Source organism: Shewanella sp. SM101 (genome assembly GCF_025654465.1).
In the GTDB taxonomy this organism is placed as follows: domain Bacteria; phylum Pseudomonadota; class Gammaproteobacteria; order Enterobacterales; family Shewanellaceae; genus Shewanella; species Shewanella oncorhynchi.
Window position 1 is genome coordinate 1 of record NZ_JAKKRH010000037.1, and the last position, 15,258, is coordinate 15,258.

Annotated in this window: 9 protein-coding genes; all 9 read right to left on the minus strand. The window is 48.4% G+C overall.

Translation table 11 applies throughout. The annotated features are described in order from the left end of the window. A partial coding sequence (locus tag L5M38_RS17980; protein WP_263179879.1) for a DUF4347 domain-containing protein occupies positions 1 to 7,986 on the minus strand: 7,986 nt, incomplete at its 3' end. Next, positions 7,983 to 8,843 (minus strand): sulfotransferase family protein, encoded by an 861-nt coding sequence (locus L5M38_RS17985; RefSeq protein ID WP_212600796.1) that lies wholly within the window; start codon positions 8,841 to 8,843, stop codon positions 7,983 to 7,985. The genes L5M38_RS17980 and L5M38_RS17985, both read right to left, overlap by 4 nt. A gap of 69 nt (positions 8,844 to 8,912) precedes the next feature. After that, positions 8,913 to 9,449 carry a phage tail protein gene (locus L5M38_RS17990; RefSeq protein WP_113941567.1) on the minus strand — a complete coding sequence of 179 codons (537 nt, stop codon included), beginning with the start codon at positions 9,447 to 9,449 and terminating at the stop codon, positions 8,913 to 8,915. An 11-nt stretch (positions 9,450 to 9,460) separates the two neighbouring features. Then, complete coding sequence (locus tag L5M38_RS17995; RefSeq protein WP_263170003.1) at positions 9,461 to 9,991, minus strand: phage tail protein; 531 nt, start codon at positions 9,989 to 9,991, stop codon at positions 9,461 to 9,463. Between the two features lie 12 nt (positions 9,992 to 10,003). Further along, positions 10,004 to 10,525: a phage tail protein gene (locus L5M38_RS18000; RefSeq protein WP_168826977.1), complete on the minus strand. Its 522-nt coding sequence runs from the start codon at positions 10,523 to 10,525 to the stop codon at positions 10,004 to 10,006. A gap of 84 nt (positions 10,526 to 10,609) precedes the next feature. Beyond that, positions 10,610 to 11,101 (minus strand): GNAT family N-acetyltransferase, encoded by a 492-nt coding sequence (locus tag L5M38_RS18005; protein ID WP_181800906.1) that lies wholly within the window; start codon positions 11,099 to 11,101, stop codon positions 10,610 to 10,612. Positions 11,102 to 11,377: 276 nt separating this feature from the next. Further along, positions 11,378 to 12,517, minus strand: a complete 1,140-nt coding sequence (locus tag L5M38_RS18010; RefSeq protein ID WP_113941571.1) for a sulfotransferase family protein — start codon at positions 12,515 to 12,517, stop codon at positions 11,378 to 11,380. After that, positions 12,517 to 14,562: a phytanoyl-CoA dioxygenase family protein gene (locus L5M38_RS18015; protein ID WP_263179880.1), complete on the minus strand. Its 2,046-nt coding sequence runs from the start codon at positions 14,560 to 14,562 to the stop codon at positions 12,517 to 12,519. Before L5M38_RS18015 ends, L5M38_RS18010 begins: the two co-directional genes overlap by 1 nt. Then, positions 14,540 to 15,127: an aspartyl/asparaginyl beta-hydroxylase domain-containing protein gene (locus tag L5M38_RS18020; RefSeq protein ID WP_263179881.1), complete on the minus strand. Its 588-nt coding sequence runs from the start codon at positions 15,125 to 15,127 to the stop codon at positions 14,540 to 14,542. Before L5M38_RS18020 ends, L5M38_RS18015 begins: the two co-directional genes overlap by 23 nt. Positions 15,128 to 15,258 lie beyond the last annotated feature (131 nt).

A 15,258-nucleotide genomic window follows, 5' to 3' on the forward strand; every position in this document is an offset into this window, starting at 1 on the left:
ATTGCTCGGCGTACCACTGAGTAACCCTGTCACCGAATTGAAACTCAACCAGCTCGGTTTGGTCACTGCGCTCAGCGTTAAGCTGTCGCCGGTATCAGAGTCAGTAGCAGTCAAGCTGTAGCTGTACGCCGCATCTTGAGTGGCGGCTGTGATGGCCGTTGAACTAATCGTCGGCGCATCGTTAACGTTAGTCACTGTAATACTAAAGGACTGCTCAGCCGTTAAGCCATCCGTGTCCGTCACTCGTAAGGTGACCGGGTGACTGCCCACATCCGCATTGCTCGGCGTGCCACTGAGTAAMCCYGTCGCCGCGTTGAARCTCAACCAGCTCGGTTTGGTCACTGCGCTCAAGGTTAAACTGTCACCGGTATCGGAGTCAGTTGCAGTCAAGGTGTAACTGTATGCCGCATCTTGGGTCGCTGCCGTCACCGCCGTCGAACTAATCGTCGGCGCATCGTTGACGTTTGTCACTGTAATGCTAAAGGACTGCTCAGCCGTTAAGCCATCCGTGTCCGTCACTCGTAAGGTGACAGCGTGACTGCCCACATCCGCATTGCTTGGCGTGCCACTGAGTAAACCCGTCGCCGCGTTGAAGCTCAACCAGCTCGGTTTGGTCACTGCGCTCAAGGTTAAACTGTCACCGGTATCGGAGTCAGTTGCAGTCAAGSTGTAGCTGTACGCCGCATCTTGAGTGGCAGCTGTGATGGCCGTTGAACTAATCGTCGGCGCATCGTTGACGTTCGTCACTGTGAGATTGAAAGCGGGTAGGCTCGCACTGAGCACTCCATCACTCACACTGATCACAATTGCCGTCGTCGTACCAACATCTGCATTGCTCGGCGTACCGCTCAATGCCCCCGTCGCTGTATTAAAGCTCGCCCACGAAGGTCGATTCGTAATATCAAAGACTAAACTATTACCGTCCGCGTCTGCGGCGGTGGGCATGAAGTTATAAAATGTACCTTGAGCTACATTGGTCGCAGGTGTCCCCAAAATAGTGGGCGCACTATTCACCACAACATCGAAGTTCCGAGTACTGGTATTGCCCGCATCATCTTCGAGCGTCAAGGTGATGGTACTCGTACCCGATCCCAACGCAGTCACAGTCACACTTCTATTAGCATCGCTTCCTGCCAGCACAACATCCGCAAGTGGAACCGCCGAAGTATCTGAACTAGCCGGCGTCACTAGGATATCTGCCGCAGCGGTGACATCATCGGCAATGGTAAATGCGAGTGCCGATGAGCTCTCACCAGGTTGAATGTTTTGATTATCAATTGCAGAAGAAGTGGGTGCGATCGTATCAAGGGTCACAGATAAGGCGCTCGATTCGATACTGCTATTTCCTGCAATATCAGTAGCAACTGCTGTGATGCTATGGGTTCCAGCACTCACGTTCGTCGCGGTGACACTCCAGTCACCACTCCCATCTGCGTTAACAGTGCCAAGCACTCCATCAAGATGGCTGCTAAGGACAATGCTGGCGCCGGCCTCTGCAGTGCCCGTTAGTACGAGAGTCGTATTCTTGGTGATGTTATCCGTTGAACTCACACCTGAATCGCTTGCCGCATCGAGATCAGGTGCAGAAGGTGCGACAGGTGCTGTGGCGTCTTGAGTAATAGTGGGGACATTCTGAGGGGCTGAAACGTTACTCGCAGCATCGCTTGCAACCACGACAAAATTATTGTCACTGTCCGTCGATAATCCGGCGCTCAGGGTCCAAGCGCCCGCCACCACAATAGTGTCATCCAACACAGTCGCGTTATCGGCAACACCGTCATTATTCACGTCGGCATAGAGGCTGATTGTCACCCCATCTTCAGCGTGCGTACCGCTGACCAATGTCGTTACCTGATTGGTGCTCATAGCGCTTGAAGGTGTCGTCACTATAGGATTAACGGGAGCCGTCGTATCGACAATCACATCGACACTGCTCCACTGGCTGTAGCTTAGGTCGGCATCATTGCTACCCGCATCCCGCATGGTATCGCCATTTAGCGCTATGCCATTAGCATCGACAATTAACCCACTCGCCCCCGTATTGTCACCCGCTTGAACTGTATATCTATAGGTCAGCACACCACTCGCCGCAGACACAAACACAGCCTGACGAGCCACACCATCGATATCGATCGACAGAGTAGAAAGCGTGCCAGAAACAGTCACATCCTCGGTCAAGGTGACCGTGATATCGATAGTGCTACCGACACCATAATGCCCATCGCTAACGGCGACGACATCCACAGTAGGCACTGCAGCATCTTTCGATATGGTATTGGTCACGGCAGGGCTAGAAACATTGCCCGCCGCATCGGTCAGGGTCAGGCTCACTGTCAGAGTGCCATCTCCTAAGCCGCTCACGTCTATATTGACGATCTGTTGTGACGCACTTGCGACCGCAATAGATCCTGTGACAGGCGTGCCTGAACTACCAGTAATAGTGTAATTCGCGCTGGTTCCGGCCTCCGCACTCGCTAAGGTCAAGCTAATCGCACTTTGATTTGCCTGAGTCACCGACGTCTGGTCAAAACTGACACCCGAAATAGTTGGTGCATCCGTATCGACAGAGTGTGCAGTGCCGGCACTATAAGCACCGAGTGCATTACCCGCATCATCAACAATATCACTCGTTGTGTGGCCTACCTTCAGACTACCCGTACCCGATATGCCATTAACAGTGACGGCAACACCCGTTCCAGAGCTAGCGGAAACGCTCGAAATAGTGCCAGATGCAGTGCCTGTGCTCGCCAGAGCAAAATCTTCCGTCGTCAGACTATTCACTGATTCGCTAAAAGCGAGGTTGAATATCACACTGGCATCCGCTGCGGCACCTACTGCAGGAGCCGAGCTGGTTATCGTGGGGATTTGCGTATCGAGCGTAAGCGCAAGTGCCGTCGATGCCGCGCCAGTATTGCCAGCGACATCGGTCGCAGCGGCTGTAATGTTATGCGCTGAATTACTGGTTAATAGCGGCGTGGTAAATGACCAATTTCCAACACCATCTGCAGTTGTAGTCCCCAATGCGCCATCGATGCTGCTCGTGAGCGTCACAGTGCTATTCGCCTCTGCGCTGCCAGTGAATGCCGGAGTAGTATCGTTGGTTACATTATCTGTGCTGCTGATCCCGGAATCGGAAGCCGTAGCAAGATCGAGCCCCGAAGGTGCTAAAGGCGCATCGCGATCGACCGCATGACTTGCGCCACCGGTATAAGCGGCAGTATAGCCATTGGTTCCATTACCGTTACCGGAAGCATCTTGGATATTGGAATTCGCCTTGACATCGAGTCTCAGGCTACCAGTGCCACTCACAGTATTCACAGTCACATCAACACTGGTGCCGGATGCCGCAGAAACACTGGCAATACTGCCACTTGCCGAACCTGTTGCCGTAAGAGCAAAATCATCGATAGAGAGATTGCTCGCCACCTCATCTAAACTCACACTAAACACGAGACTAGCGGCGTTCGCTGCGGGTGAGCCCGATACTACCACGCCAGTAACAACTGGTGGAGTTACATCGGCAACGGTAAAGTTCCAATCGGTTTTATTACTAATGCCGGCGTAAATGTTACCCGCCAAGTCGGTAATAGCTCCATTGGCGATTTGAATATAATAACTGGTGTTTTCAACTAGATTAGCGGTTGGGTTAATAGTCAACACGCCAGCCGTTATCATTAGCTGCCCGGCTGGTGAACCCACATCAATCGTCGCTACGGCCAGATCATCGGCATCGTAGATCACTATATTGCCAGCACCAAGCTGGATATCCTCATTCATGGTCAGCACAAAGTTAGCACCGATAGCGACATTCACATCACCATCTGCGGGACTAAAACTCTGCACTGTCGGTGCGGCTGTATCCACGAGAATTGCGACAGTTGAACCAACCGAGTTCAGCGTGAGCACTAAATTATTACCCGCGCCGTCAAGTAAGGTTCCTCCGTTGTCATCAATGCTAGATGCCAACATAATGCCGTCAGTATCGTTATCACCTGCCTGCACTGTATAACTAAAGACTAGATTAGTGGTTCCAGAGCTACTCGCGTAGGAAGCATAACGGGTGGTTCCGCCAATGGTTACGGCGATACGCGGCGTACCGCCGCCCGTATTAACAGTCACATTTTCAGTGCTGCTCACCGTAAAGCTCAAGGTTTCTCCAACCACATACGTATCATTTGCAGGGACAGCAACACTACTCACAGTAGGCGCTATCGCATCAACTAATACCGCAGCCATACTGCCAATAGAATTTAATACTGAGTTTAGAGTATTACCCGAGCTCTCTTTTAAGGTGCCGCCATTGGCATCTATCGACCCAGCAATCGCAATTCCATCAGTATCGAGATCACCACTCTGCACTGTGTAGCGGAAAGTCAGTGCATTGCTACCGGAGCCGGAAAGGTAACTGGCGTACGCAGTGGCAGAGCCAATCGTCAAGGTAAGCTGCGGCGTGCCACCAGCAGCATTCACGGTAATCGCTTCGCTAGTATTGACGGTAAAATCGAGGGATTGCCCTACTATATAAGTCGCATTGGCCGGAACGCTGACACTGGTTACGGCTGGCACCACACTATCCACAACCGCATTACTGCTATCGGCCCGAGTGGTAATATTGCCAGAGTTATCCATCGCCGTAACCGACACATTACGATTGTTGGTATTAATGGCACCCGCAACTAAGGTATAAGTCGCCGTCCAAGTACCGCTGCTATTGCTGGCGGCCACAGCCGCACCGCCGCCGAATTGGCTGAAGTCAACTGTCGCTGCACTGATGGTATCGCTGTTGTTATCGCCACCTGCGGTGTTATTCCAGATAGCAGTGACTGTATCGCCGGCGATATAAGCGCCCGCAGTACCAGTGCCGCCGGAAATGCCGATATTCACATCGGATACCAATGGCGCAATACTATCAACTGTCGCGTTGCTGGTGTCTGCAGTTGTTGTAGTGTTGCCCGCGTTATCAATCGCAGTAAGACTGATATTGCGGTTTGTGGCATCAATAGCACCTGAGGTAATAGTGTAGGTTGCTGTCCAAGTACTGCTACTATTGCTCGCCGCCACCACCGCACCGCCACCAAATGCAGAAAAGTCCACAGTAGCACTGCTAATAGTGTCTGTGTTGTTATCGCCACCCGCAGTATTATTCCAACTGGCGGTTACTGTATCGCCAATTTTATAGGCACCTCCGGTACCAGTGGCACCGCTGATGCTAAGACGGTTATCTGTGACAACTGGCACAACATTATCCACAACGGCATTGGTTGTGTCAGCAGTAGTAGTGTCCCCTTGGGCATTGGTTGCGGTCACGCTGACATTACGACTGGATGCATCAATCGCACCAGAAGTGAGAGTATAAGTTGCCGTCCAGGTTCCGCTGCTATCCGTCGCAGCCACAGCGGCGCCACCACCAAATTGCGAGAAATCGACAGTCACACCTGTGATTCCGGCATTATTATTGCCGCCAGCGGTATTATTCCAGGTCACAGTGACGGTATCGCCAATTTTGAAGGCTCCCCCTGACCCTGTCCCCCCTGAAATGCTGATATTGCCATCGGTTACTGTCGGCGTGGTTGACGCCGTTAATTGACTGCTATCTGCCGTGGTTAAACCACCAGAAGATGCGCGCAAATTGAAAGTTTCACTACCCACGCCAGAATTGGTGTAGGTAATTTGCATACTGGTAAAAGTGGATACGCCACTGCTGGGAGTGATAGACACTGTGGCACCATTACCATCGGTATCTCCCGTCCCCGTGATCGTCGCGCTGCCCGCACCGTTAACTTCCGCCAAGGTAATACCTGTAGCATAACCCGTGTCCACAATGCTGTTTGCATCGCGTGCCGATACGATTGGCACAGTAGAGAAAGCAGTGTTCTGACCGCTAATGACGCTAGTAGGTGCAGGTTGAGTATCGAATACCAATTGGGTGGCTACTACATCTGAGGTTACAGAATTGGCATCAACAGTCGGCAAATTTGAACCAACGCCATCCTGATCATTCGCGGTCAGAGTGAATGCTTGCTGATCGGCGGTGGCGGTATAAGTCAGGTTGCTAAATGTCGCCACACCCGCGGTCGCCGCTTGAGTAGCGTTGGTTAAGGTGCCCGCACTGGACTCGGTCAAGGTAAGGGTTTCGGCGAAGTCCACATCGGTATTGCCGAACGCATCACGCGCCACAATAACAGGTTGGGTCGTCAATGCCGCGCCGGAAACAGAACCCGCAGGCTGGGTGGTAAAGACTAGCTGGCTAGCGACCACATCAAGGGTTGTGCCGCTGCCATTGGTGACAGCACTCTGCCCGCTTGCCATTTGCGTACCGCTGCCACCGACCGTGAGGTTGGTATCGCCATCCACACTCAAAATAATAGTGCGATCTTCTGTGAGCGTCGTATTGTCGTTGTAGTAGGCATTAACCGTGTAAGTTTCATTGCCCCCATCAGCAACGGACATAGCCAGGCCAGAGAAGGTAATAGTATCTGCACCAGCGTTGTAAGTACCGTTCATATTGCTGGCATCCGGCCCGTTCAGGCGCCAGGTAATTTTGCTGCGCTCGGCATCGGTACTGGTGCCACTCACGCTGACAACAATTTGAGAAACAGTGGTTGCAAGACCGTCTGAAGTTCCGCCATCTGTGATGGTGAAATCAAAAACACCCACAGCTTCACCGACCGTATCAATGGTGGTGGCAAGACCAATAGGCTCAACAACGCCACCAGCTGCGATGAGGGTGGCATCAGAGTTGGCAGGAGGAGTATCTATTGTATTCGCGACGGTGAAACCATAAAACTCAAAGAACTCGGGGCCATCCGTTGAAGAATTACAAGCACTGGCACAATCAAAAAACAATTTAAAGCCTTTTAGCTTAACGCCCGAAAAAGACGCCAATTGTCCTGGTGCAAAGGTAAAGGTCTCTTTAACTCCGCTTCCGTTAACAGTCGAGGAGGTAACAGTTCCGCCATTCTGCAAGTAACCAACAATGCGCAGATTAGTAAATTGAGCTGTATAGGCAGGATCAGCAGCCTCGCCTCCCGTTAATCCCGTTAACTCAAATGCAGTGGTATTGGTACCATCTGCGCGCAAATAAAAATAATGGTTAGTGCTAGTCTCACCACCATGCATGTAAGCAAAATTGCCAATGCTACTAGCTAGATTTTGAGTGACGCCATCACCACCCTTAGCGGTTAATCTGAAATGAGTTGTGCTGAGCTGTGCAGTTGCCTGCCCACTCCAACCTACAAAACCATAAGTGCCATTTACAATTGGCGCTAACACCCCTGAAAAATCCCTTAATGCTTTTTCAGAAAACGCCAAAGTAGATTCAATATTTCCGCGGGTAACTTCTAAATCCCAGTCGCCTTGTAATTCGGCATTGCCGGTTAAATTATTGGAGGCGGCAATATCCAAACCTGTGTTATTGCTGATGATATCCAGCAACTCTTCACCGCTGTCATTCGCGGCCAGATCGCAACCGTAAAATAATAAATCGCCACCTTCACGCACCGCGCCTTTTAACGCGGCAAATGCCAACACTTCACGCTGGATTGTCTCCGGAGTAATACGTGAATTACCCAGCAAAATAGCGCCCGCTTGTGCGTGGGAGACCACATGAATAGCAGCGAGATTTTTGTGTCCATCAAGTACATTAATTAATTGCGGTAATCCAGCGATAGAAGAATCTAACTCTACCAATTGAACACTAGGTTTAAGGGCGCGGCGCAATACCGATTTATCAGCTTCAGCCACTGCACCATCAACAATCACCAGCTCACGCACCGGATGTGCACTCTGGATATCCAATTGATCGCCTGATAAATCAATTAGATCCTGTGGTAGAGAGGTGTCTGAACGCAATAATAGATCGGTCGATGCACTTATCGATGAACTCAAATAGGATCGCTGATAACTCGGCGCTGCAATAGCACCAGCACCATAGAGTCCGAATGGTAATAACAGCGAGGAAAGCCCACTAAGCAGTGCATGTCTCATGATAAGTGATTCCCTTCATTTTTTGCGTTAGGTGCTACAGGTTTTTTACTTGCAATAATATTGGCTGCAGTGCCAGTACTATCCAGCCAGAAGTCCATTTCTTGATACTTCATAAATAAGTCAGGCGGTAAAATACTGCGCCTACTTTTGTATTCCACTTTCCGCTTAACGCTATGCAAACCTTTGACCCCAAGATTGTGGTCAAACTCATTTTCAGCATAGTCGACATTATTAAAATCGTGATCGAATTGCGGTTCGCCAATAAAACGATAGATTAACTCCAGCGTGCGTGCCGGATGCTGGGTAAGCAGATCATAATCCACTAATAGCAAGCGATCAGAAAACTCGCCGTAATAGGCTTCCTTGAGTGCGGTCCATGCACTTCCAACCGCACCACCAGCATTGATTAATGACTCGCAGCGGCTATACACCGTCTGACGCGAGGCCGCATTGAACATACGGCTGTAATCAAATGGGTTTTTACGGTAAATCACTTCAAAACTATCCATAATCCAAGCCGGATTGCGCACACAACAAATCACTTTAAAATCATCAACCAACTCTACCAATTGATGTAGACGGGCAGTCCAGTGACGGTTGGTGTCGAAAATAACCGGATGATTTTTATCTTGGTAATAAGCATCAATTAATGCCCGACAAATGACCTTACGTTTATGTTCATCGAAAAATGAATAGGACTCACTACCTGCCCCCATTTGTTCGAGGGCACCATTCACAAGCCCCGCTACAGGGCTACTGATAGCCGCATGAAAGCGTGGATTTTGCCGAAGTATACCTGCGAGCAGCGTCGAGCCAGCACGCGGTAAACCTGAAATAAAATGTAATTTGTTTGGCATTAATGTGACTTACTAATTAAAAATATTTATTAAAAACTTCCCGACAAACATGCCGGGATCATTCATCAATTAATTGCGTGCCGGAAATACACCATAAAGGGCAATACAATAATTCAATGCGATAAATGGCTGACGGTTTTCATGGGGTAGACCACCACCATTTAGACCTAAAGTCTGTGGTGCCATAGTGGTATTTAATGTACCTGGTGCTGCCTGCATATAGTTGACTATGCCACCACCACGTCCATCCTTCGCAAGATAGGTATTCGCTGCCGGAGAAGGCAAAGTCCCCTGATTATTCAAACCGGTCAGCGTGTGGTTGTGTGCTGGCATTTCAGTGGAGATCAGCGTCACCCCATTTTCACCAAACTGTTCGCCCCAATCCCAGGTTCTCAGCCCGGGGCCCTGACCTACACCAACTACGGTCTGCCCCTGCAAATTAGGCAATTGGAACGTGGTTGTACCATTGCCACCATAAGTAATTCCGATAATTGAAAACAACGCGGTATTACTTGCGATTGACAATATTTGGCCATTACACAGCGCCCAATTGTGGGGAGCGAAGCTGAATGGCAACAAACGGATTTCACCTATAAATGGATCCATAATTTCGCTCCTTAATTACGCGATGGGAAAATGCCTTCAATACATATGATGTAATTTATCGCTGTAGTAGGCATGATGTTATTGTGTGGTTGTGTTCCCCCTGAGGCTTGCACACTGAGTGCATTCATAACTTGGGGATCGGCACCGCTAGATGGCAAAGGAGCATAAATATTATCGGTATTACTGTGGGCAAAGACATTACCCGTAGGGCTGGGTGATGTGGAGGAACTTGCTGTGCTCGCCGACAAACTATGGCTGTGTGAAGGTATTTGCGGCGTTAATAAGGTAACGGATTCAACACCAAACTGCTGACCGATAACACGGGGAGTCAGACCAGGGCCATTACCCTGCCCAACCGGAAGGCGACCGCGCAAATCCGGCAATTGAAATGTTGTTACCCCATCACCACCATAAGAGGTTCCGATAATTGCGAAAAGAGTGCTTTGCTCACTAATACTTAATAGCTGACCAGCGCACAACATCCAACCTCTAGGTGCAAAACTACCCGCAAAAAGACGGATATCACCGATATAAGGATCCATAGTGATTCTCCTCTAGTTACGTGAAGGGTAAATGCCTTGAGTGGCAATGCAATAATTCATTACCAGTGAAGGCTGACAATTTTCATGGGCTTGATTGCCGCCGGTACTGGATACCGTTGCAGGGTCCAACGCTTGTAAACTTGCAGCGGACCCATACAAATTGACCTCCCCTGCTGCATTTTTGGCGGCGGCAATATTATTGCCTGCAAACAACGTGGTATCGCCGGCAGTAGAACTGGCCATCACAAGGTGATTGTGTACTGGCAGGTTGTTAGGTACTAGGGTTACATTTTCAACACCCGCCTTACTGCCCTGAGGCAAACCTGCACTAACATTAGGGTGAACTGGTACGCGACCACGTAAATCCGGCAACGCAAAAGTATTGATACCGTCGCCACCGTAGGTCGTACCCAAGAGTGAAAAAAGCGCTTGGTTGGTGTTGATTGGCAATAATTGCCCTGCACACAAAGTCCAATACTTAGGTGCCCAGTTGTATGGGAGAAGCTTAATTTCTCCGAGAAAAAAATCAGACATCCATGACTCCTTAATAAAAATAAACCTATCTATACATCATCTGTTTGATTACACACGCTTTCCTCTTCCCTCAAACAACACTACCTATGGTGATGGCCACGATAGCCACTCTTGGGTAGGTGATATTTCAAAAGGTAAGAAACCCAAGCGAAGATATAACTGTTTCGCACGCATATTTTGTCGATCAACACTCAGACTCACACTCGCCTCTTTTGCTTGGGCATAGGCTTTTACCGAGTCCAAAATGACTGAACCATAACCATAGCCACGAAATTGCGGTGCGATGACAAAATCGACGATATGGACACCGTTAGCAGAGGGATTAAGTATGATTTTGCCAATAGAAATTGATTGATATTCAATGATTAGAGTCACCGCTTGAGGGTATTGGGCAGCGTAACTCGCTTGCTGTAAGCGGTATTGTTGTTGCACTAACAGCTCTCGTTGCTGTGGGGGAAGCGGTAATAGAGACAATTCCGTCCTTGCAGAACAAAATAGTGCAAATACAAAAGCATCGTCATTTTTATACGCATAACGCAATGAATAGGCTTTAGGTAATACGATGTCTTCTACCATCAAATACATTCCCTGTAATAAGTAACTCTAACAGCGCTTTATAGTTCTTTAATTCGTCGTGGCAGCTCGGGGTTAACGGGCAAAACTCAACAAATCGAATGACAGGTTTAAAGAGAGACTCAGGGAAATGCGTTCGCAGAATAAAAAAGGCTAACGACTTTGAAGTACATGATTGCATTTTCCATCCCTAGAATAAAAACGTTAACTTGCTGATATTTTTTAATATAGATAGTTGGCTAAAGCTAGTTCACATCACACAAAAATACAAGATTTATGTTAACCTTTAGTTTCAAAAAGGTGAAGATTAGACCAGTTACAATAACGGTGGATCTGTTCTTTTTGCTTAGCCGAAAAAAAACTTTGTTTAGATTGTGAATCTGCTACAAAGGGCTGCGTGGCTGTTTTAGCATGTATTAACTGACATTGTTCGACTTGGCTGCACTCTTCTTTAGAGAGAGCCAACGAAAACCAATTTGCGATTTTATTCGCTATCGCGGGTAACAACTCCTGATAATCCACGACCATCACTTGGTTACGCTGACTCATCTCTAACCCATAACCCAATAACAAGCGCAATACCTTACATTGATAATCCAGTATCGACTCCCCCTCCTCTGGTACTGATAATTCAAGGAATAAAGGTCGAGACGGTTGTCGCACCATATGATATCCAGCAGACTTTTGCTGTGAGGCTAAGATCTCGACGGGGTCCCTAAGTAGCAATAACACGGGAACTTGAGGATAAAGTGATAGGATCAATGGCCAAAACTGCAAATCCCACGCATTCCATTTAATCAACAAATGCTGTTCAGGATGAAACAACTGACCTTGGGTATTAATGCAAAATATTAAAGCTGCGCGTCTTTCAGTGTCTGATAGGTTCCTATCCAATAGCACTTGAGTCAGCAAAGGCGATTCAGATAACGCCCTGCATTTAGATAACCCCGCAAAACTGCGCGACACTAAGGTAGATCCACAGCGAGAGAGGTGAAATATAAATCCGGCAGGCTGTACTTGTTCTACTAGCCCAGAAAGATTTGGCGCTGGTAACAGAGCAGTTTGGGGTTTGATCAAAGCGGACAATAACTGACCCCGTACTGCAGAAATATGCTCCGAGTAGAAAGGATGAATCGGTTTTTCTGCGGCGGACATCCACTCTAATACTCTGCGTTTAGGGTCATAGTCTGCTGGCGCCCAAAACTGGCAGAAGAGTGAATAATCCGGCTCTATCCTTTGTCGATTACCAGTATGCAAGATGGCCAGTAACGTATCATCGCCACAGTCTGGTAAGTGCCAAAAAAGCCGCAAATATTGGCAAAAGTTGGTGAGAGTCATAACCTTGCCAAGCTCCCTCAGGGCGGCTGGATTATGAACTAACAACCAATAGCGTTGCTGTTGTTCTTTAAAATCAACCATTAGGAAGCCATAGGGTAAAAGTTAATGTATTGCACCATACGCGGTAACGTCCCACGATTAGGACTGGCGCCGTGGGGCAAGGCATGGTGCCAAATGATTAAATCGCCCGCTTTAGCCGCTATAGGTTTTACTTGCCAGCGATACCAATCCTGTTGCTGAAGCTCAACATCAGGCTTGTTCTGTTCGAGAAGCCACTCCTCTATCTTGAGATGAAATCCGGGGACACAACAGAATGCGCCTTGTTCCTCGCCAGTGTCGGTTAAATAAATTAACCCTTGCGTCGCAAACTTAACGGGGAGCTGTAGCGGCATATCCCAGTGCATATCAGGACCGGGGAAATGCCAAGTTGGCGTTTCAGGTGGATTAAAGCTGACTCTATCGGTTGTCATGACTAAATCAGTTCGCTGCCACAACTGTTCAAACACTTGACGGATTTTGGGGACTTGTCGATTCGCGTCCAGTTGCGGATGGCGAAACAGTTGCAGCATGATTTTCTGCATAAAATCATGAGGTTGATACCAAGTGGTGGGATCTTGTTCATTGGCTCCTAACTGCTGCCAAATAAAATCTCGTGTTGCGGCGCATTGCTCTGCCGTGAGTACTTGCGGGATCACTAAGTAGCCTTCATTTTGCCAAAAATTAAGTTGTGACTCGCTAAGTACTGCCGCCGGATTTGAGTCTTCAACCTCTGTAGAATTTAAGTCTTCGACTTCTGGTACTGTGACCGATGGCATTAATCCATGGGAAATAGCGCCTAATTGCTGATTAATCCCAGCAATATCCGCGGCGGTTAGCTTGGCGATTTGCTGAATGTAAGCAACAAAAGCTGACTGATGATCGTTTTGATATAAAGCTCTTAGACCCGGCTCGAGCCCTATTCCACAAAGATCCAGCAAGGTTTTATCTAAGTGCCATTCATTAGCCGGTTCAGTGAATGGCACTCCCCGTTTGCGTAGCTGTATCTTTTGCCAAAGCCGCTGCAAATGATAAATGCCTAAGCAGCTCAGATCGTCACTCGACACAAGCACAGGTTTTTGCTCTATAACATCAAACACAAAATCGGGATGAGTACCCTGCTCATATCGAAAAGCCAGGCATGAGAGCGGCTTAAGCCAATGTTCACGTCGATATCGAGGTAACGTGAGTTGAGATTGGTTTTCGCTCAGCGTGGAATTACCATAGACTTGAATGGAAGTCGTGAACTTAAGCGTTACCGCACTCGGGCTGAAATCGGGGAGCAGTAAAGTACCAGCCAAGAAGCTACGGTCTCCACTGGCAAGTAAGCGCGCTGTTTGTAGGTTGAGCGCGAATAACGGTCCTAAATAATGCGTCTCCACAAAATCCTGCACAGTACGACACTCAAGCCAAGCGTCTAACTCAATATTTTGCGGGATGAGCACACCATCATCTGCAAGATACGCCTGTAAATGGGTAAAAATTTGCACTTGCGGCTCCTGTTGCAACAAGTGCTTCATGGTTTCGGAAAGAATCACATCAAACTTTACGACTGTATTTGGCTGCCAAAGCGTGGCGTCCGCACAGGCACTCTCCACCACACGATCAGCCAAATCAAAGTGTTCAATAAGCTTAGTGACTTTATCTAACGAGGCTTGATGAATGTCAAGCAAGGTCACTTGAATTTGACTCGCAGAAAATAACGGCAGCAGAGGTAATAATAACCAAGCAAAAGGTCCAGTCCCCGCATATAAGATGTTCACAGTCTGCCCAGAATGAGCCTTTAGACGATCTTGTATTGCTTGATAAATCCCTTGTATAAAGACTCGGCCCCGCTCGGGATCTTCGGCACACTGCGCCGCGGTAGTGAGTGACACCGCCTTACCAAAAGGCGTATGGCTCGCCTCAGTATCCAAAAAAGACTCGGGGTGTAACTCCACTGCCGCTATTTGGCACAACTGCTTCAGCATGGGATCGATGAGCCGTTTAGACTCCCCTGCTGAGGTCGACAGCAGTAGCGCATTAGCAAACTGAGTTAATACAGCTACATCCAAACTATGCCCTAATTCAAGATCTGATCTTTGCAGCATCGATTAACTCCCTTAACCAAGTATTGACCTCGCAATCAATCACTAAATTGATCCGCGCATCCTGCCCTTTATTTTCAACCCAATGGACTTGGTCGGCATTGATATACCAAAGCTCTCCGGCCTGCATGGGTACACGTTTATCGTCCACGTAAAAGTTGAGTTGCTCATTCGTTTGCAGTGGCAAATGCAGTCTTGCCTCGCCTTGTTCTAGGCAGAGTCCTTGATCTCTATGGGGTTTGATTTCTGCCCCCGCATGTAAGCGCATCAAACGCACGGATTTCACTGGGCAGGCTAAAGATTGTAGAAAATGGCATAACGCAGGGCTCGATTCGAGTTGAGGCAAATCTTGCCAGTGCTGACCGGTAGAAATTGAGAAGGCTTGCAAGATAGGATGAGCACCGCGATACTCTGCTGCACAGCGTAAGACGAGAACATCCCAACCACCCATATAATCACGCTGATTTACATGGGGTAACCAGTCTTGTTGCAGCAAAGCATTCAACTCTTGCTGTAAACTAAGGGGGTTTGAAACTTGAGCTAATAGGGCAAAAGAACAGATATCCATATCCAACCGCTTAATTTTCAGACTAAAAATAATTAATCATCCAAGACTAGCACAAAGATTTAAGCATACAAGTGACTCGAATCATCGTCATCACTGAGTATTACGCAGTGCAACAATCAATGCTAAGCGTG